Origin of the sequence: Acinetobacter nematophilus (assembly GCF_026344175.1) — a bacterium.
Taxonomy (GTDB): domain Bacteria; phylum Pseudomonadota; class Gammaproteobacteria; order Pseudomonadales; family Moraxellaceae; genus Acinetobacter; species Acinetobacter nematophilus.
On the sequence record NZ_JAPKMY010000006.1, the window covers coordinates 193442 to 212217 of the forward strand.

Annotated in this window: 18 protein-coding genes; 9 read left to right on the top strand and 9 right to left on the bottom strand. The window is 39.4% G+C overall.

Translation table 11 applies throughout. The annotated features are described in order from the left end of the window. Nucleotides 1-214: 214 nt before the first annotated feature. Entirely contained in the window at nucleotides 215-1558 is a 1344-nt protein-coding gene (gene argG, locus OSH00_RS12945; RefSeq protein WP_196074390.1) for an argininosuccinate synthase, read from the top strand. Between the two features lie 67 nt (nucleotides 1559-1625). Here the strand turns inward: argG and OSH00_RS12950 are convergent, their stop codons facing one another. The 5 genes from OSH00_RS12950 to OSH00_RS12970 all read right to left on the bottom strand — a co-directional run bounded on the left by OSH00_RS12950 (nucleotide 1626) and on the right by OSH00_RS12970 (nucleotide 5915). Next, a complete protein-coding gene (locus OSH00_RS12950) occupies nucleotides 1626-1865 on the bottom strand; it encodes a hypothetical protein (protein ID WP_196074389.1) in 240 nt (79 codons plus the stop codon). A 173-nt stretch (nucleotides 1866-2038) separates the two neighbouring features. Further along, nucleotides 2039-2395 (bottom strand): DUF4124 domain-containing protein, encoded by a 357-nt coding sequence (locus tag OSH00_RS12955; RefSeq protein ID WP_266130753.1) that lies wholly within the window; start codon nucleotides 2393-2395, stop codon nucleotides 2039-2041. A 172-nt stretch (nucleotides 2396-2567) separates the two neighbouring features. Continuing rightward, nucleotides 2568-3053 (bottom strand): DUF2867 domain-containing protein, encoded by a 486-nt coding sequence (locus OSH00_RS12960; RefSeq protein WP_266130754.1) that lies wholly within the window; start codon nucleotides 3051-3053, stop codon nucleotides 2568-2570. 591 nt (nucleotides 3054-3644) lie between these two features. Further along, a complete protein-coding gene (gene icd, locus OSH00_RS12965; RefSeq protein ID WP_266130755.1) occupies nucleotides 3645-4901 on the bottom strand; it encodes an NADP-dependent isocitrate dehydrogenase in 1257 nt (418 codons plus the stop codon). Between the two features lie 357 nt (nucleotides 4902-5258). Next, nucleotides 5259-5915: a hypothetical protein gene (locus tag OSH00_RS12970; protein WP_266130756.1), complete on the bottom strand. Its 657-nt coding sequence runs from the start codon at nucleotides 5913-5915 to the stop codon at nucleotides 5259-5261. An 85-nt stretch (nucleotides 5916-6000) separates the two neighbouring features. On the opposite strand from OSH00_RS12970, the gene OSH00_RS12975 reads away from it, so the two are divergent. Together OSH00_RS12975 and OSH00_RS12980 are read left to right on the top strand one after the other, a co-directional pair. Beyond that, a complete protein-coding gene (locus OSH00_RS12975; RefSeq protein ID WP_266130757.1) occupies nucleotides 6001-6177 on the top strand; it encodes a hypothetical protein in 177 nt (58 codons plus the stop codon). 46 nt (nucleotides 6178-6223) lie between these two features. Continuing rightward, nucleotides 6224-7012: an rRNA large subunit pseudouridine synthase E gene (locus OSH00_RS12980; protein ID WP_004829176.1), complete on the top strand. Its 789-nt coding sequence runs from the start codon at nucleotides 6224-6226 to the stop codon at nucleotides 7010-7012. A 186-nt stretch (nucleotides 7013-7198) separates the two neighbouring features. Here the strand turns inward: OSH00_RS12980 and OSH00_RS12985 are convergent, their stop codons facing one another. Further along, nucleotides 7199-9430, bottom strand: a complete 2232-nt coding sequence (locus OSH00_RS12985; RefSeq protein ID WP_266130758.1) for an NADP-dependent isocitrate dehydrogenase — start codon at nucleotides 9428-9430, stop codon at nucleotides 7199-7201. A 579-nt stretch (nucleotides 9431-10009) separates the two neighbouring features. On the opposite strand from OSH00_RS12985, the gene OSH00_RS12990 reads away from it, so the two are divergent. Both OSH00_RS12990 and OSH00_RS12995 read left to right on the top strand, forming a co-directional pair. After that, nucleotides 10010-12466, top strand: coding sequence for an acyl-CoA dehydrogenase (locus OSH00_RS12990; protein ID WP_266130759.1), 2457 nt, complete (start codon nucleotides 10010-10012; stop codon nucleotides 12464-12466). Between the two features lie 150 nt (nucleotides 12467-12616). Next, nucleotides 12617-13006 carry a carboxymuconolactone decarboxylase family protein gene (locus OSH00_RS12995; protein ID WP_266130760.1) on the top strand — a complete coding sequence of 130 codons (390 nt, stop codon included), beginning with the start codon at nucleotides 12617-12619 and terminating at the stop codon, nucleotides 13004-13006. A gap of 55 nt (nucleotides 13007-13061) precedes the next feature. Here the strand turns inward: OSH00_RS12995 and OSH00_RS13000 are convergent, their stop codons facing one another. Next, nucleotides 13062-13316 carry a hypothetical protein gene (locus OSH00_RS13000; protein ID WP_196077493.1) on the bottom strand — a complete coding sequence of 85 codons (255 nt, stop codon included), beginning with the start codon at nucleotides 13314-13316 and terminating at the stop codon, nucleotides 13062-13064. A gap of 292 nt (nucleotides 13317-13608) precedes the next feature. On the opposite strand from OSH00_RS13000, the gene OSH00_RS13005 reads away from it, so the two are divergent. From OSH00_RS13005 to OSH00_RS13020, 4 genes are all read left to right on the top strand, one after another. Then, on the top strand, nucleotides 13609-13962 hold the full coding sequence (locus OSH00_RS13005; RefSeq protein ID WP_266130761.1) for a hypothetical protein: 354 nt from the start codon (nucleotides 13609-13611) through the stop codon (nucleotides 13960-13962). 1 nt (nucleotide 13963) lies between these two features. Beyond that, a complete protein-coding gene (locus OSH00_RS13010; protein ID WP_266130762.1) occupies nucleotides 13964-15700 on the top strand; it encodes a PepSY-associated TM helix domain-containing protein in 1737 nt (578 codons plus the stop codon). After that, nucleotides 15697-16035: a DUF3325 domain-containing protein gene (locus tag OSH00_RS13015; RefSeq protein ID WP_266130763.1), complete on the top strand. Its 339-nt coding sequence runs from the start codon at nucleotides 15697-15699 to the stop codon at nucleotides 16033-16035. Before OSH00_RS13010 ends, OSH00_RS13015 begins: the two co-directional genes overlap by 4 nt. Nucleotides 16036-16124: 89 nt before the next feature. Then, on the top strand, nucleotides 16125-16649 hold the full coding sequence (locus tag OSH00_RS13020; protein ID WP_266130764.1) for a tetratricopeptide repeat protein: 525 nt from the start codon (nucleotides 16125-16127) through the stop codon (nucleotides 16647-16649). A gap of 336 nt (nucleotides 16650-16985) precedes the next feature. Here the strand turns inward: OSH00_RS13020 and OSH00_RS13025 are convergent, their stop codons facing one another. Both OSH00_RS13025 and OSH00_RS13030 read right to left on the bottom strand, forming a co-directional pair. Next, nucleotides 16986-18404 (bottom strand): amidase, encoded by a 1419-nt coding sequence (locus OSH00_RS13025; protein WP_266130765.1) that lies wholly within the window; start codon nucleotides 18402-18404, stop codon nucleotides 16986-16988. Beyond that, nucleotides 18394-18576, bottom strand: coding sequence for a hypothetical protein (locus tag OSH00_RS13030; RefSeq protein ID WP_266130766.1), 183 nt, complete (start codon nucleotides 18574-18576; stop codon nucleotides 18394-18396). Before OSH00_RS13030 ends, OSH00_RS13025 begins: the two co-directional genes overlap by 11 nt. Nucleotides 18577-18776 lie beyond the last annotated feature (200 nt).

Consider the following 18776-nt stretch of genomic DNA (forward strand, 5'->3'; position numbering starts at 1 on the left):
TTTCGTAGATTTGAATTATCTCAACAATTTAGCCAACACTACTCACAGCAATTTAAGTAAATGACTTACACGCCATAAATTGTTATTTTTTTTCAATGTTAACATTTAAATCCCATAAAACATTGACCGAAAAAGTGCTACAATACCGTGTTTATAAAATTCTCAATGGTCACCCGTGTATGTGGTGCCTCTTTCGAAATAGTTAGGACGAGCAATGACTGATAATGCAACGATCTTGCAGAATGTACCAGTAGGCAAAAAAGTGGGTATCGCTTTTTCTGGTGGTCTAGATACTTCAGCAGCTTTATTGTGGATGAAGCAAAAAGGTGCAGAACCTTATGCTTATACAGCAAACTTAGGGCAGCCTGATGAAGATGACTACGATGCAATTCCGCGTAAAGCTGAAAACTATGGTGCTGTTAAGGCACGCTTAGTGGACTGCCGCTTACAGCTTGCATTAGAAGGTATTGCTGCGATTCAGTGTGGTGCATTTCATATCAGTACGGGTGGTGTTCCTTACTTCAATACCACACCATTGGGTCGTGCAGTAACAGGTACAATGCTTGTTACGGCGATGAAAGAGGATGACGTAAATATCTGGGGGGATGGCTCAACTTACAAAGGGAACGATATTGAACGTTTCTACCGTTATGGTTTGTTGACCAACCCTGCACTTAAAATCTATAAGCCTTGGTTAGACCAACAGTTTATCGATGAGTTGGGTGGTCGTGCCGAAATGTCACAATTCTTGATCGACAATGGTTTTGATTACAAAATGTCGAAAGAAAAGGCATATTCAACTGATTCAAACATGTTGGGTGCGACACACGAAGCTAAAGATCTTGAATATCTCAATGCCGGTATCAAAATCGTTGATCCAATTATGGGCGTTGCGTTCTGGAAAGATGATGTCAAAATAGAAGCTGAAGAAGTTTCTGTAACTTTCGAAGAAGGCTTCCCTGTTGCATTAAATGGCAAACGTATTGAAGATCCAGTAGAGCTTATTCTTGAAGCAAACCGTATTGGTGGGCGTCATGGTTTAGGGATGTCTGACCAAATCGAAAACCGTATCATTGAAGCAAAATCCCGTGGTATTTATGAAGCTCCGGGGATGGCACTTCTTCATATTGCCTATGAACGCCTTGTTACAGGTATTCACAATGAAGACACCATCGAACAATATCGTATTAACGGCTTACGTTTAGGTCGTTTACTGTACCAAGGCCGTTGGTTCGATTCTCAAGCATTAATGCTTCGTGAAACAGCGCAGCGTTGGGTAGCAAAAGCCATTACAGGCACAGTTACTCTAGAGTTACGCCGTGGTAATGACTACACCATCATGAATACTGAATCTGAAAACCTCACATATGAAGCTGAGCGTTTGACCATGGAAAAAGGTGATTCAATGTTTAGCCCTGCTGATCGTATTGGTCAATTGACCATGCGTAATCTTGATATTACCGATACACGTGCTAAGCTCGGTATTTATACCAAAACAGGTTTATTGGCTGTGGGTACCGGCTCTGCCGTTCCTCAGTTGAAAGATAAAAACAAATAATTGAGTTTAAAAATAAAAACCGCCATATGGCGGTTTTTATTGGTCAATGCTTTTTGATATGATCTGATTAAGATACAGTTGTAGAATCCTGAGTCGATTGAATGCTATTTTGTTGCGATTTTTGCTGCTGTTTTTGCAATTCAATCCTTTCTGCATGTTCTTGACGAATTCGATCATACTCTCGCTGAGTTTCTGCATCACTTTTTGCAGCTAAAAATGCCATTCCCACTAAAAAAACTGGAAATAATAGTCCCAATGCAGCGAGCAGATAAACTTTAGGAAATTTCTTCGAACGAGTCTGTGACATACATTTAAATCTTTCAGTACATTTAAGTAAACAGAATAATATAACAGAACAAACTTACTCAATATAGCAAAAATCTAAATTTAAAAAATGACCATTCACTTCGTTAAAGGGCTTACTCCGAATAGCGCTTTCACCTTTCTTTTATGCCAGCACTTTAGAGATTAGATTGTTAATCAGCGATCCTTAGCAGACTGATAAGCGGCTTGTGCGATTGCTAAACTCTTCTTCTTCCCTTCGACTGTATCGGGAATTTCATTGCTTGTGCCATTACTTGAATGACGTTGAAGATGCTGCTGTTGAGAATACCTGTGTGTCTCTGGTTGGAGCTTAACTTGTTGTTGTGAGTTTTGCGTAGCCGTACGTTGAGTCAGTTTTTGCTGAAGTTGCTGTTGTTGATTGGGTATCACTGTACCTGCGCATGGTCGAGACTGATAAGTGACTGAACCTTTCACCACACACTTGTGTACTTCTTTAGCCAAAACGTGATGAGAAAATCCTAAAGCTAAAACGACCAGCACGATTTTTTTCACAACATACACTCCCTTCAAGTTTTAACAAAATATCAATAAATGATCTAAATTGCTATTTACACAGGAGTTTTTTTAATTTCTGTTTTTCTTATCACAATAAAGGGGGAAATATGACTTTTTTTGCCAAGTTTTTACAGGATTTTGTCATGTCTAGATTGTCGTAAATTTTGTGCTATTTCAAATTTCTCAACAGATTACGAACAATCGCGCCATGTACCATAGCCACAGGAAGCATATAAATTTTACCAAAAAGATTATAGGTCACTACACTGGTTGAGATTTTAAGCTGATTTTTTTGCTCATTGTATGGAAGAATCTGCAATACCACCAAGACACTTAAGTGCTTATCCGTTGATTGTAAAAAAAGCTCGTGATCCGATACTTTAACCACCTCGAAAAAATCTGCTTTTCCACCCTGCTCAAGCGGCGCTTGAACTAAAGGATTAAAACCTTGAATCGGCTGTACACCACCTAAATGTTGACTTAAAAAGTCTCGAACTTTAAACGCAATCTTTAACCATTTTGGTGGTGTACTGGTCATCAAGCGATAAGCTTGTGATGCAGTGATATTTTTATCAATACATTGTTGGTCTTGATGAATAAAATTAAGCTGATGAACAGGTGCAACCAATACATACGGATCTATTTCTGTATTCATGGAACTCAACCTTTTTAAATATAATAAGTTAACGTATGAATAAAATCTAAATTCAGTCTACAGCAATTCATATTAAGTACAATCACAAGCAGCCTAAAGCTGAGTTAAATCATAGACCAGGGATCAATTATTTGTGGATCTACAGCTGTCGAAAGACGAATAGACATTATTTCATTCTAATCACAGTGATATGCATCTTATCTCTCGCATATCATTCAAAACAACCTAAAGTCGAAAATCACTCAGATCATCGCGAACTAAAAAACTTTAAACAAGTAAATTCAGTTGCTATGGTTTTAATTAATCAATACAACAACATTCATCACGCGGATTGGCAATACTGATAACCGAATACCCATATTCTGCTGGAAAAATGTAAAACACTTTCTTAATCGCTATTGGAGTGATAAAAATGAAAACAATCAAAAAATATTGCGCAATGGTTGTCCATCTTCAAATCCAGTCACATAAAAGTGGAAATGTTAAGATTAAGCCTACCTTTGTTAATGTGTTTGTCACACTTTAACAAAGAACATCAATCAATGATAAAAGGTCTGCACTTGGCAGACCTCTGATGAGCTTGTCTTTAGATTAATTATCCATATTTTCAATAATCGCCTGTCCAAATTCTGAACAACGCAACAAAGTAGCACCTGGCATTAACCGCTCAAAATCATAAGTGACTGTTTTTGCAGAAATCGCACCAGAAACACCTTTGATAATTAAATCAGCGGCTTCAATCCATCCCATATCACGCAGCATCATCTCTGCTGAAAGAATAATAGATCCAGGATTTACCTTATCTTGCCCAGCATATTTGGGCGCTGTACCATGCGTTGCTTCATAAACAGAAATTGCACCACCAATATTTGCACCCGGCGCAATACCTATACCGCCTACTTCTGCGGCAAGTGCATCAGATATGTAATCACCATTTAAATTCAAGGTGGCGATCACCGAATATTCAGCAGGACGCATTAGAATTTGCTGTAAAAAAGCATCAGCAATCACATCTTTAATAATGATGTCTTTGCCTGTTCTAGGGTTTTTAATTTTAACCCAAGGACCACCATCAATCAGCTCACCACCAAAGCGATCCAATGCGAGCTCATACCCCCACTCCTTAAAAGCACCTTCAGTGTATTTCATAATATTGCCTTTATGCACTAAAGTAACACTTGGCTTATCATTATCGATTGCAAACTGAATCGCCTTTCGTACTAGTCGCTGAGTACCTTCTTTTGAAACAGGCTTAATCCCGATACCACAACTGTCCTCAAAACGAATTTTAGTAACACCCATTTCTTCTTTCAGAAATTTAATTACTTTTTTAGCTTCAGGAGAATCTGCCCTCCATTCAATACCTGCATAGATATCTTCTGAGTTTTCTCGGAAAATCACCATATCTGTTTGTTCAGGATGTTGGACGGGTGACGGTACGCCCTTAAACCAACGTACTGGTCGCACACACACATATAGATCTAATTCTTGACGTAAAGCAACATTTAGGGAACGAATACCACCACCAACAGGCGTTGTAAGTGGACCTTTAATTGATACAACAAATTCCCTTAAAGCCTCGAAAGTCTCTTCAGGCATGTAAGTGCCATAAATTTTATTCGCTTTTTCACCACAATAAACTTCCATCCATTCGATCGAACGCTTGCCACTATAAGCTTTTTGAATTGCAGCATCGACCACCGCTTTCATCGCAGGTGTAATGTCGACACCGATACCATCTCCCTCGATGAAAGGAATAATTGGATGGTTTGGTACATTGAGTGACAAGTCTGCATTTACAGTAATTTTACTGCCATCCGCAGGTACTACGATCTTCTGATAACCCATTGTTCAGGATCTCCATTTTATTATAGTGAGTAAATCCAAAAAAATTGCGCTATGAGCAATATTTGCGACCACTTTTTCAGCAAGATCAGTGTAATCGAATTCAATCATTTTTTGAGATTTATACGAGGAATAACAACATTTCTCAACTTAATAAAACGCATTGTTTCATGATTTAATGTTTTTATCGCGTTCATTTTTTATAGAAATTAAACCTCGGTCAAATATTTAAATCATTCTGATTGCTTGGCTTATCACAACAACATCTTTAAAGAAGTGTACATCTGATCTCGCTGTTTTTTTAATACTGAAATTTAAAAAGTTAAACCACCGAAGTGGTTTCTACGATTAGCAAAGCGCTTAGTTTAATTTTTTCGCACTGATGGTGATTGAGAAGAATTCATTTTTTCTATTTTCTGGAACTTGAGCCAAATTTTTGTGCCCTGAATCGATAAAACTCGGTAGATCAGCAGGACGATAGTAGCCATTCCAATAATATCGAGTATTTGTATTCTGATTTTGGATTGAATTTTCAATTAAAAATATTGAATACCCACTGGTTTGAGTATCAACCCTATTGGAAAACCTTGCACTTACACTACTTAATTTCCATTTACACACCCCTCTTCCATAGTAATCTCCATCTAGAATCATGTCAGAATAAAAAACTCCTGTATATTCGTGCTCTGAAATTTTACTCAGCGCTATGGGCTCATAACTTGAGATACTTGGAACTATGCCAGATATAGGATGGTGTTTACCACATGCAGGGTTTTCAACATCAAAACCCACACTGCCTGTGATTTGTTGAAAATTTCCCGGTGGATTTGTTAATGAAACTTTCACTTGGTATGCATGTTGTGGCTTTGGATTTAACTTTCGTAGAGGTTCTTGATTTTGTTTCTTTTCAGGAATTACTTTTGCTACAGTCTCAAGTAAAACTCCCGTACACCCCGAAGTTGTCAGCAATATGATCATTGCAATTGTTGCCCCGCCACCTTGCAGTATTGTTTTCATCACTTTAACTCTTTATTTTTAATCCAAGATACCGATAATTTAAGCAAATGAAAACCTTACAATTCAATTATAAAAGAATTTACGTATGTCTTTAGACACTCAAATGGCCAACCCTACACACGATGTATTTTATGTTCCTGACTTGATGACAAATAAAGTTGAAGAATACAAAGCTGAATCTGTTATAGTAGCCCACAATCAACTGGGCTTTTTGCAACCTAAACCACCCCATTTTTATCAAAACGGGTATTCAATCGGGTAACAAATCAAACCCAAAAAATTTTATTTATATATATTAGTGGCTTAAAGTGAAAATTGTCATTCTGAACAAACCCTATGACGTCCTCTCCCAATTTCGTAAAGACGAAGCACATATGACCATATCTGACTTCGTTGACGACCCTAGCTTGCGTATAGCTGGTCGTCTTGATATGGACTCTGAAGGTTTAGTTTTTTTAACTGATCATGGTGGTCTCAATCAGTATATTACCAATCCAACCAATAAAAAGTTTAAGACCTATTTGGTTCAAGTCGATGGTGATATTACTGAAGAAGCACTTGAGCAGCTACGTAAAGGTGTTGAGTTAAAAGACGGTATAACCTTACCCGCTCAAGCCGCTAAAGTGGAACAACCAGAATGGTTATGGGACCGTGATCCACCTGTACGTTTCCGTGCCAATATTCCTACCTCATGGGTAGAAATTTCGATTTGTGAAGGGCGTAATCGTCAAGTGCGTCGTATGACCTCTGCTGTTGGTTTCCCAACTTTACGTTTGATTCGCACCAAAATCGGTGCAATTGATTTAGTTCAGATGGGTTTACAACCGGGCGAAACAAAAGAAATCGAACCATTGCTTTATCCTGATTTTCAAAATGTACCTGCGGAAGAACCATATCGTTCGCGTTCTTATGTCAAAAAACCAGGCGGTACTGGCGGAAAACCGATGGTACGTAAGAACAAAGATGGTTCTACTAAAAAATCAGGAACCAAACGTATTTGGCAGATGGATGACAGTGAAAAACCACGTCGCAAGACCAATGGAACGACACGTCCAAACACCAAAGCTCCACGAGGTCGTGGGCGTAATGGGCGTTAGATTTTAAGGATACTTAAAGCCCACCTTAGTGGGCTTTTTTAATGATTATATTGATTGAATTCTCAGCTGTACAAGATCTTGATCCAGATTAAATAAGCATAATTGCAAGCTTGGATCATAAAAAATCGGTGCCTAGACACCGATTTTTCTCATCTATTTCCTGATCGGGTTAAAAAACCGTCAGACTTAGATTTTCTCAAGTACTGCATTCAATGTCGCGCTTGGACGCATGACAGCTTCAACTTTAGCTGTATCAACCGCATAGTAGCCGCCAATATCTGCTGGCTTACCTTGAACTGCTGCAAGTTCAGCAATGATTTTTTCTTCATTGTCCGCTAATGCTTGTGCAAGAGGTGCAAATTTTGCTTTTAACTCTGCATCTTCATCCTGTTCAGTCAAAGCTTCAGCCCAGAACTTCGCAAGATAGAAATGGCTACCACGGTTATCCAACTCACCTGTACGGCGTGAAGGTGATTTGTCATTGTCAAGTAACTTACCTGTTGCTTGGTCTAAAGTTTTCGCAAGCAATTTTGCACGTGCGTTATCTTCTTTAATGCCCATTTCTTCTAAAGAAACAGCCAATGCCAAGAACTCGCCTAGAGAATCCCAACGTAAATGGTTTTCTTCTACAAGTTGTTGTACATGCTTAGGCGCTGAACCACCTGCACCGGTTTCATACATACCACCGCCCGCCATTAACGGAACGATAGACAACATTTTCGCAGAAGTACCCAACTCCATAATTGGGAACAAGTCTGTGAGATAGTCACGTAAGATATTACCTGTTACAGAAATTGTATCCAGACCACGCGCAACACGCTCAAGTGTGTAACGCATTGCACGTACTTGAGACATGATTTGAATATCAAGACCCGTCGTGTCATGCTCTTTCAAGTATTTTTGTACTTTCTTGATCAATTCATTTTCATGAGGACGGTATGGATCAAGCCAGAAAATTGCCGGCATACCCGAGTTACGCGCACGTGTTACAGCAAGTTTTACCCAGTCACGAATCGGTGCGTCTTTCACCTGACACATACGCCAGATATCGCCTTCCTCAACGTTTTGTGACATCAATACTTCACCTGTTTCCAAGTCAGTGATGTTGGCAACACCCGTTGCTGAAACTTCAAAAGTTTTGTCATGAGAACCATATTCTTCAGCTTTTTGCGCCATCAAACCCACGTTTGGCACAGTACCCATGGTACGTGGGTCAAAATTACCATTCCATTTGCAGAAATTAATCATTTCTTGATAAATACGTGCAAATGTAGATTCAGGCATTACCGCTTTACAGTCGTAAGGTTTGCCATCAGCACCCCACATTTTACCCCCACCACGGATCATCGCAGGCATAGAGGCATCAACAATGACATCGTTTGGAGAATGGAAGTTGGTAATACCTTTTGCAGAATCAACCATTGCTAATGCAGGACGGTGTTCTTGGCAGGCATGAAGATCTTCAATGATTTCTTCACGTAATGAAGTTGGCAAAGTTGCGATTTTTTCGTATAAACCGGCCATACCGTTATTGACGTTAATGCCGAGCTCATCAAACAGTTTACCGTGTTTTTCAAAAGCATCTTTGTAATAAATTTTCACGCAGTGACCGAATACGATCGGATGTGAAACTTTCATCATGGTTGCTTTGACGTGTAAAGAGAACAAAATGCCCGCTTCACGGCAATCTTCAAGTTCCTTTTCGTAGAAATCACACAGTGCTTTCTTGCTCATGAACATCGAATCAATCACTTCACCTTCTTGAAGTGCAACTTTTGGCTTAAGAACAATTGTTTCACCAGTTGTTGTAATTAATTCCATTTTCACATTGCGTGCACGGTCAAGTGTCATTGACTTTTCACCGTGATAGAAATCACCTTCATCCATGTGAGAGACATGGGTTTGTGACCACTGTTTCCATTCACCCATAGAGTGTGGATGTTTTTTGGCATAGTTTTTAACTGCAGCAGGCGCACGACGGTCTGAGTTACCTTCACGCAGTACCGGGTTTACTGCAGAACCAAGACATTTGCTATAACGAGTCTTGATTACTTTTTCTTCTTCAGTTGTTGGATTTTCAGGGTAATCAGGGATTGCATAACCCTTAGACTGAAGTTCCTTAATGCAAGCTGTTAACTGAGCAACAGAAGCACTGATGTTCGGGAGTTTGATAATATTAGTGTCTGGATCTTGAGTAAGACGACCTAACTGTGCAAGGTTGTCAGATACCTTCTGTTCATCGCTTAAATAGTCTGCGAATTCAGCGAGGACACGTGCAGCTACAGAGATATCAGTTTTGACAATCTCTACGCCAGCTGGCTTAGTAAAGGTCTCAATGATCGGCAGTAGCGAATAAGTCGCCAATAGTGGCGCCTCGTCAGTCAGTGTGTAAATGATTGTTGACTTTCCACCAGCCATATATAGCCCCTTGCTGTTGATTGTGTTTTTGAGAACCGAGTTTATGACTCGACTCCTACGAACCGATTTGCTTAAAATTAACCCTGAGAGTATCAGCCTTCATGGTATGAGAGTCAACGCAAGATCTGTGATAACGACATTTCGAAAAAAAATGGTACATCACAAATAGTGCATTAAAACCAATAATTGCACAAAAATTAAGCATTTTTACTAAAAATCATCAATGTTCTGGAAATAAACATAATTTTGTAGCTAGAACGGATCCATTATTTAAGATAATTGTACGATCAGAATGCGAACATTGAAAAATAGACGAACAGCACTGATATGATTTTCAAGCTAAAGTATTCACTGAATAAATACCACATAAATTTAGTTTTCATGCAGTTTTTTTCCATCTTGGTTAACTTATAGTCACAAAACAACAATACTTTTACCTTAATCTTTGATCTAAAAAATCGTTATTAATAAATAATATGTTTATTTTTTCACCTTGTTTTTAATGAAAGAATAAATCTAATCTCATCAGGTCTTCGTATTTCTCAAAACTAATATTAAAACTCTAGAGGTAATATGTTTATGCTGTTACTCATTGCGATACTTATTCAAATTATCACACTTTGGGCCATTTTCTTTTTTGCGCTGAATCGAAACATGGGGGCTGTCAGTACAATAGTAGTTTCAATCTTGGTAGCATTGATCAGTCCATGGTCACTGATTATTGGTCTTCCACTTATTCTTATCAGCCTGGTGTTAATCATAGATCCTCTACGAATGCAATTCTTGACAAAGCCTGCCTACAATAAGCTTGCCAATGCAATGCCAAGTATGAGTACTACAGAACGTGAAGCGCTTGATGCAGGCACCAGTTGGTGGGAAAAAGAATTATTTATGGGGGCACCCGATTGGGAAAAATTCAATGATTACCCTTATCCAACGCTTTCAAATGAAGAACAGTCATTTTTGGACAATGAAGTTGAACAACTGTGTCAATTATTGGATGAGTGGGAAATTCATCAGAATAAAGACTTAAATGAACAAACATGGCAATTCATCAAAGAAAAAGGCTTTTTTGGGCTGATCATTCCTAAAGAATATGGAGGTCGCGAATTTAGCTCATTTGCACAAAGTCGTATTATGAGCAAGATTGCATCTCGCTCATTGACTGCTGCAGTGACATGTATGGTGCCGAATTCATTAGGTCCAGGCGAATTATTACTCAACTACGGTACAGACGAACAAAAAAATCGTTATCTCCCTGGCTTAGCCAAAGGTGAGGAAATACCATGTTTTGGTCTCACCAGTCCTGAAGCAGGTTCTGATGCTGGCGCAATTCCAGACACAGGTGTTGTATGTTATGGCGAGTTTGAAGGACAACAGACGCTGGGTTTAAAAATGAATTTCTCCAAACGTTGGATTACTTTAGCGCCAGTTGCCACTGTGGTTGGCTTAGCATTTAAACTGTATGACCCTGATGGTTTATTGGGCAATAAAGAAAAAACTGAATACGGGATTACCTGTGCATTGATTCCTGCATCTCATGAGGGTGTCAAGGTTGGGCCCCGACATCATCCGGGTGGCTCGCCATTTATGAATGGTACTGTTGAAGGTCGAGACGTCTTTATACCCATCGACTGGATTATTGGCGGTGCTGAGAATGCGGGTAAAGGCTGGCGTATGTTGATGGAATGTCTTGCTGTAGGACGTGGAATTTCACTCCCTGCCCTATCTACTGCAGCCAGCGAAATGACCTATTTATCAGTAGGTGCTTTCGCAAAAATTCGACAACAATTTAAACTTTCTGTAGGTCAATTTGAAGGCGTACAGGAAGTCAGTAGTGAAATCGTCAGTGGAACTTATAAACTCGAAGCTTTCCGTTATTTAGTCACCTGCGGACTCAATCAAGGGGGTAAGCCTGCTGTGATGACAGCCATGGCAAAATACTATGCAACTGAGACCATGCGCAAACTGGTCAACCATGGTATGGACATTACTGGCGGTCGAGGCATTCAACAAGGTCCACGTAACTTCCTTGCCAACATGTACCAAGCCATTCCAATTTCGATTACAGTCGAAGGTGCAAATATTTTAAGTCGCTCCCTGATGATCTTTGGTCAAGGCTCAATGCGCTGTCACCCGTATTTATTTGAAGAACTACAGTTTTTACAGGCTGAGGATAAAATTAGTGCACTGGAAACCTTTAATACCATGCTCTACCAGCATTTAGGTTATACCTTGAATCGAGCTGCGCGGGCATTCACCTATGGTTGGTTTGGTTCAAGCCATCATCGACCAGATTCCTCAGATGACTTTACTCAACCTTATTATAAAATTATCAATCGCTTGAGTGCAGACTTTGCGCTGACTGCGGATATGTGCCTAGGTCTTCTGGCTGGAGACATTAAACGTAAAGAAATGCTTTCAGGACGATTAGCCGATATTCACGCAAATATGTTTATCGCAACGGCGATTCTTAAATTTTATGAACACGGGCAAAGGACTGAAGCAGAACAAGTGCATGCCAAACTGGCTTTAGATGAAACGCTTTATCAGGCTCAAGAAGCATTTTTCGGCTTATTTGATAATTTCCCGATCCCAGTCGCCTCGGGTCTGGTGAAGTTTGTATGCTTCCCATTCGGCAGACCGATCAAAAAGCCAAGTGACCGTCAAAAAACTGAAGCAGCTGAATTGATCATGCAGAACAATCCATTCCGCGATTATCTAAAAACCCAGGTCTATTATTCGATTGATTCAGAGGATGCTTTTGGTCGTATGGAAGCTACTTTTAATTTACTGGCGACAGTAGAAAATGATTGGAATCGCTTTAAAAAAGCTGAATCTAAAGGTGAATATCAAGGCCTTACATTTGAGGAGCGTTTGGCTGATGCAGTCAGGCGTGGAGCAATTCAGCAAGATCTTGCAGAAAAATTAGCACAATACAATGCATTGCGCTACGACAGTATGCTCACCGATATTTTTGATGAAAAACTGGAGCAAGTACTGGAATTAGACAATCCACATCTTCATCAAGCATAGAAGTATTTGAGAGTTCACCATTTTAAATGCTATAAACTTTCCTAAAAAGCAGTGAATCATTTTCACTGCTTTTTGTTAGACCTCTGCCAGTAGGCTCATTAAACTATTGTCAGTACAGTGTTAAAAATAGAACAGTTCAGGGAAACAATGATGTCTAAACAAGATTATGAGAATGGCTTAAAAGTACGCAAAGAAGTCATGGGGGAAAGTTTTGTCAAACGTGCTCAAGACAACACAGTACCATTTACTGAGCCATTACAGGAATGGATTAATGAGCATGCATGGGGTTCAACTTGGCAACGTGAAGGTGTATTGCCGCGTAAATATCGCTCTTTGGTCACCATTGCATTTTTAGTTGCGCAAAAAAGTCCAACTGAACTCAAAGGGCATATTCGTGGCGCTTTAAACAATGGTGCCAGCATCGAAGAAATACAGGAAGTGCTTTTACATAGCTTACCCTATTGTGGTGCACCGACTACACAAGAAGCTTTCCGGGCTGCGCTTGAAGTCATCAGTGAATATCAAAGTCAGCGCTCTTGATTGCAAGCCTTTTTGTTCAATCGCAGTGATTTAAGTCCTATCTGCGATTGAATCATCAGTTCCAAAACACATTAAAAGTATAAAAAAATTCATCAACTTCAAAACGAATGTGATAGCCCAATTGCGTCAATTCCGAAGATAGTGCTCGAATATCCTCTAAGGCTAAATGCTTAGGTAAAACTGTAAATACTGCGGTATTGCCCTGTCTGGCATTCTCTTCAATCATTTGAGCAAGACGAATCTTGTACAATTCGATATTTAGATTTGAATGTGATGCCAACTTTTTTGCATCATCTGCATGAATGAACATTTTTATTTCCATATTTTTATTGGGATTGATACAAGATATAAATAAAACTAAAAATACGCTGTTTGGTTTGTGTTAGATCAGGTTTCTCTAAAATCAAATAAAGACCAAGCTTGTCAGATTAACAAGTTTACATATCTTCTCCCACCATCCGACTGGTTTCCATACCGCAAATTCATAAAACTTAAAATAAATCCAATGCCTTATTTGAATGATATTTAACTTTTATGTTTAAAAAGTAAATGATAATTGTTATTATTTACTTAATTTTTAATCTTTAATAATTTGATTGCCTATGAATAGCCAGACTGAACTCGATGCGATTAGTGCATCAGTTTCAACTCCGACTGTCTCTGCACGAGCTAAATCCACACCCTCCCTTTTCACCTATCGTGTCATGATTTTCTATCGTTTTGCTTTGGCGATTTTGGGAGGCTATTTAGTTGCATCCCTTTCTGCCATGGTAATCGGAAAGTTTTTTGCAGATTACCGAGCTTCTGCGGCTATGGCTGCAACACTACTTGCTTTCTGTATTCATTGCGCTGCATTTATTTGGGTATTTATGGTCAACAAAACTTTGAAAGCGAGCTTAGGGATTTTTGTTCCATGCATCATTTTATTGGTGATTTTTAAAATGATGGGGAATTAACATGCGTATTGATGCAAAGGTTGAGGGTCCTCGCCAATCCATGTCATGGCTACATACATGGGCAAGTCTCATTCTTGGCTGGTTGCTCTATGCGATTTTTTTAACAGGAACATTGAGCTTTTTCCAGTCAGAAATCTCTGTATGGATGAAACCTGAGACTCACCAATCTGTTCCTGATCCATCGCAGTTACAACAAACTCAAGTTGCCTTAAATTATTTACAGCACAATTACCCTGATGCAGGCAGTTGGACCATTCAACTGCCAAACTCTAGACAAACCACCACTGAATTGAACATCCGTAAACAAGGTGAAGACCTACAAGCGCGTCGAGGCGGTCAACGTATCACCATTGACAGTGCTACAGGACAGGTAATTCAAGCACGAGATACACGCGGTGGTGGTTTTATCTATCGCTTCCACTTTGAACTCTATGGTGTTGATCGTATCTGGGCGCGTTGGTTAGTGGGTTTGGCCACAATGCTGATGTTTGTTGCAATCATCAGCGGTATCATTACACATAAAAAAATCTTTAAAGATTTCTTTACCTTCCGTTCTGGTAAAGGGCAACGTTCATGGTTAGATGCACATAACGCCACAGCAGTTTTTGCACTTCCTTTTCATATCATGATCACATTGAGTGGTCTGTTACTTCTGATGTTTATGTTCATGCCTTGGGGAATCAACCAAGTCTATGAAGATCGACAAGAGTTTTTTCAGGAGATGCGTGGCGGTGTTCAACAGAATAATGCACGCAACCGAGGCGTAGAAAATCGTAACGGGACCACAAACACAGCTCAGGGGCAAAGTGGTCAAGCACAACAAACTGCTGGCAATGAGCAACGCTCACGTGGTGAGAAACGTGCTAAGCATCATCGAGAAACTGGACATTCTGCCCCACTCACTGATTTAGCCCCGATGATTGCAAAAGCACAAACGCAGTGGAAAGATAATCCAATAGCATCTATTCAAATCATTGCACCCAATACTTCCAATGCAAGCATTGAACTTCGTGCACTCTATGCAAAAAGCGTGATACAGCGTGGTGTATATCCTGTTTTAAAGTTTGATGGCGTTACGGGTAAAGATATCTCTGATGATCTACAAGCCAGAAATACCTCTATTCCCATGGGCATATACAACGTTGTAACTGTCTTACATGAAGCACGCGGACTAGATTTAACTTTCCGTTGGTTATTGTTCTTTTCAGGTGTTGTTGGCACTTTAATGGTTGCTACGGGCTTGATCTTGTGGTGTGTAAAACGGGCACCGCAACAGCAGAAACAAGGTTATAAATCTTTTGGCTATCGCTTTGTGGAAGTGATGAATATAGCTGCTGTAATTGGATTACCGATTGCTTGTGCTGCTTATTTCTACGCCAATCGTTTCATCCCATTTGAAGTGGAATCACGCCTGAACTGGGAAATTCGCGCATTTTTTATGGCATGGCTCGCAAGCTTAATTTATGCAGTCATCCGACCACACCGTCAGGCTTGGCTAGAACTTTTAATGCTGGCAACTGTTGCCTATGCTCTGTTACCGTTCATCAATTTTATGACAGGTGGTCAAGCACTTTGGAACAGTATTGCCAATGGTCAATGGATGATTGCCTCTTTTGATTTCATGACATGGGCGATCGCAATTTTATTTTTCTTTTCATTTTATAAAGTGAAAAAACACAAAGGAGTTCCTGTCAAAAAAGCTAAAAAAGTAGCAGCAACCAAGGAGATCAAGGTATGATTTTCTTCTTGTTGATCTGGTCCATCTCCAGTTTGGCAATGATTGGGCTCGCCAGTTCCATGTCAAAGCATCAAAAACAAATGTATGGTCATGAATTGGCAGAAAAACCTACGCTGTTTGCGACACTGTCAGGTTGGGGCTTACTGTCCATTTCCTTAATCATCTGTTTAATGTCAGGAAAGCCGAGTACTATGCTCAGCCTATGGGTAGGCATACTCACCTTTTCAGCATTATTTGTAGGATCGCTATTGAGCTATTACAGCGCCCAAGTAAAAACTGCGGCAATCATCTGCTTTATTGTTAGTTGTATTGCAGGCATTGTCCTTCTCGTCTAAATTGTTTAATCAAAATCAGTTATACTATCAAGCCAATCTTTAGATTGGCTTTTTTGTTTAAACCCTTTTGTGCTTATACGGGTATTTTTATGTCTAAACAACTTTCAATCCCTTCAGAATTGTTAAATCGTGCTGCAATGGGTAATCCTGCTGCACAATTTGAACTTGCTGAAATTTACATGCAAAGTGAAGATGAAGATAACAATCAACTCGCTGAAGAATGGGCTCTGAAAGCAGCACAATTAGGCCATGTCGAAGCCATGTACTGGTTGGGTGAAGGCTATGCTTATTATGCAAAAGAAATTTTGGAAGAAGATCCTGAGGAATCCAAAACCTACTTCGAACACGCACATCGCTGGTTAGAACAAGCAGTCAAGCATCAACACCCTGCTGCACTGTTAGAATTATCGAATTTTTATCGTCGTGGTGATGTAGTCGAAAAAGACCTGCTTAAATCTGTTGAACTGCTAGAGCAAGCAGCAAAATTAGGCGAAATTCAAGCCATGCGTGATTTAGTCTGTGTTTATGAACACGGTTTAGGTGTTGAAATTGATGATGAAAAAGCAGACTTTTGGGCGGATAAAGCCAAGCTTGCTGAAGATACCGAAAAATAAAACAGTGCATCAAGTCTAATCTGAATGGACTTGATGCTGAAATTCTCTAATTGCTTAAATACACAAAAAACATCTCATCCTGTTGAGGCATAAAGCGTTTTTCTAACATTTGGAACTGCATTGGACTGATTGTGTATTTCATCACTTTCCAAAAAATGAAACAGGTTCACTCTTGTATTGTTCGATCGTTGATTTAAAAATCTGAATTGATTTTGCCCATTTTGCCTCAGTGACGGCAATTTAACTCAATGTACTCACTGCTCGTTTTAAATAATAGAAATACAAACCTTGATTCATACTTCTATCATCTCGTCTTGGCATTTCGACTTCAAAAGTTTAAATACGGTCCCAAACAGGCTGTTGATAATTAAATTTCATCTGCTCTTCAATAGCCAAGGCTATATTGAATACTTTTTGTTCCTGAAAAGCTGGACCTATGATTTGTAATCCTACTGGTTGTCCATCAACCAAGCCGCAGGGAATGCTTAAAGCAGGTAAGCCTGTTAAATTACTCGGACCGGTAAAGCGAATAATATGATTCAATAAATCAACATTTTCACCATTAAGTTTTGCAACTGAACTGTCTATATCCGGTGGTAAAATAGGTAAGGTCGGTGCAATCAAAACATCAATGTCTTTGAAGGCTTGAGCAAACTGTTGTTTTAGCTCCCTTCTCAATTGTTGAGCTTGTAAATATTCAACTGCCGTTGGCAACTCACCCAATTCAAATAATAGACGTATGTCATCGCCAAAATCATTTGGACGCTGCTGCAAATCATCATGGTGAATTGTAGAAGCTTCGGACAGGCTCGTCACCAACTCTACATATTCAGCATTTTGCAGTGCCGGGATTGAGACCTGCTTAATGATCGCACCACGTTGCTCAAGCTGAGCGATTTGTTCACGAACTAATTTTTCAATCGGCGCATCAACTTGATGAAAGAAATAGTCTTCATTGATACCAATCACTTTGCCTTTGACATCACTATTGAGCAAGGCAACATAATCTGGAATTTCTACATGTTTAGAGGTTGGATCACGTTCATCAAATCCTGCTATTACTTTTAACATAGCCGCAGCGTCAGCGACAGTTTTTGCCATTGGTCCAATATGGTCTAAGGTCCATGCTAATGGAAAACAACCATATTTTGCGACTAAGCCGTGAGTGGGCTTTAATCCAACTAAACCACATGCTGAAGATGGGATACGAATTGAACCTGCTGTATCTGTTCCCAATGTAATGGTAGACATTCCAGAAGCAACCGCTGCACCTGAACCACCACTTGATCCTCCAGGAATCTTATTCAGATTCCATGGATTTCGGCATGCACCAAAGTGTGGACTGTTATTTGTAATGCCCCAGGCATACTCGTGCATATTCAACTTACCGATAATGATTGCACCAGCAGCCTTGAGTTTGGAAATCACAGTTGCATCATCATTAGAAATAAATTGGGCATGAATTTTAGAAGCCATGGTAGTCACTTCACCCCCAATATAAATATTGTCCTTGATGCCCATTGGGATGCCATGAAATATACCCTTATATTTTCCTTGTGCAATTTCTGCGTCTGCTTGAGCAGCCTCTGCCAAAGCTTTATCTGCACGAAAAGAAATATATGCATTGATTTCCGTATTGTAATCTTGAGCATGCTGTAATACGAGTTGCGTTAAATCTACTGAACTGATACGACGATCTTCAATACCTTTAGCCAATTCAATAACAGAAAGGCTCAATACCTCTTTATTTAACATGATCGCCTCCTGCTGTATTGATAATGCAGATATCATTGTCGTTTTTAATTTGGGTCCGTACCATTTTTTTTAGCGTTTTGATTCCTTTCCATCTTTGTTCTAATTCTGCTTGAGTTTTTGGATTAACCGGTATATCAAGTTGTTCCAATATTTTTGTTGCACTAATATCCATTATTATCACCGTCCTTTTGGAAAATTATATTTTCAGATTAACTATCTGATTACCAGAAAACTTGGGTTTCAACAAAATAATAATTCTTTAATTACATCCATAAAGATTATTTAACAGGCAATCAGCTCCAATTTAATTGGATATAAAAATTATAATATTAGACCTAGGTTGAATTGACACAGAAAACCATTTTTAAGAAA

Excerpts from the sequence above, each read along its gene's own strand:
- argG (WP_196074390.1), top strand. The coding sequence starts at position 215 with ATGACTGATAATGCAACGATCTTGCAGAATGTACCAGTAGGCAAAAAA.
- OSH00_RS12950 (WP_196074389.1), bottom strand. The coding sequence starts at position 1,865 with ATGTCACAGACTCGTTCGAAGAAATTTCCTAAAGTTTATCTGCTCGCT.
- OSH00_RS12960 (WP_266130754.1), bottom strand. The coding sequence starts at position 3,053 with ATGAATACAGAAATAGATCCGTATGTATTGGTTGCACCTGTTCATCAG.
- icd (WP_266130755.1), bottom strand. The coding sequence starts at position 4,901 with ATGGGTTATCAGAAGATCGTAGTACCTGCGGATGGCAGTAAAATTACT.
- OSH00_RS12970 (WP_266130756.1), bottom strand. The coding sequence starts at position 5,915 with ATGAAAACAATACTGCAAGGTGGCGGGGCAACAATTGCAATGATCATA.
- OSH00_RS12975 (WP_266130757.1), top strand. The coding sequence starts at position 6,001 with ATGTCTTTAGACACTCAAATGGCCAACCCTACACACGATGTATTTTAT.
- OSH00_RS12985 (WP_266130758.1), bottom strand. The coding sequence starts at position 9,430 with ATGGCTGGTGGAAAGTCAACAATCATTTACACACTGACTGACGAGGCG.
- OSH00_RS12990 (WP_266130759.1), top strand. The coding sequence starts at position 10,010 with ATGCTGTTACTCATTGCGATACTTATTCAAATTATCACACTTTGGGCC.
- OSH00_RS12995 (WP_266130760.1), top strand. The coding sequence starts at position 12,617 with ATGTCTAAACAAGATTATGAGAATGGCTTAAAAGTACGCAAAGAAGTC.
- OSH00_RS13000 (WP_196077493.1), bottom strand. The coding sequence starts at position 13,316 with ATGTTCATTCATGCAGATGATGCAAAAAAGTTGGCATCACATTCAAAT.
- OSH00_RS13005 (WP_266130761.1), top strand. The coding sequence starts at position 13,609 with ATGAATAGCCAGACTGAACTCGATGCGATTAGTGCATCAGTTTCAACT.
- OSH00_RS13010 (WP_266130762.1), top strand. The coding sequence starts at position 13,964 with ATGCGTATTGATGCAAAGGTTGAGGGTCCTCGCCAATCCATGTCATGG.
- OSH00_RS13015 (WP_266130763.1), top strand. The coding sequence starts at position 15,697 with ATGATTTTCTTCTTGTTGATCTGGTCCATCTCCAGTTTGGCAATGATT.
- OSH00_RS13020 (WP_266130764.1), top strand. The coding sequence starts at position 16,125 with ATGTCTAAACAACTTTCAATCCCTTCAGAATTGTTAAATCGTGCTGCA.
- OSH00_RS13025 (WP_266130765.1), bottom strand. The coding sequence starts at position 18,404 with ATGTTAAATAAAGAGGTATTGAGCCTTTCTGTTATTGAATTGGCTAAA.
- OSH00_RS13030 (WP_266130766.1), bottom strand. The coding sequence starts at position 18,576 with ATGGATATTAGTGCAACAAAAATATTGGAACAACTTGATATACCGGTT.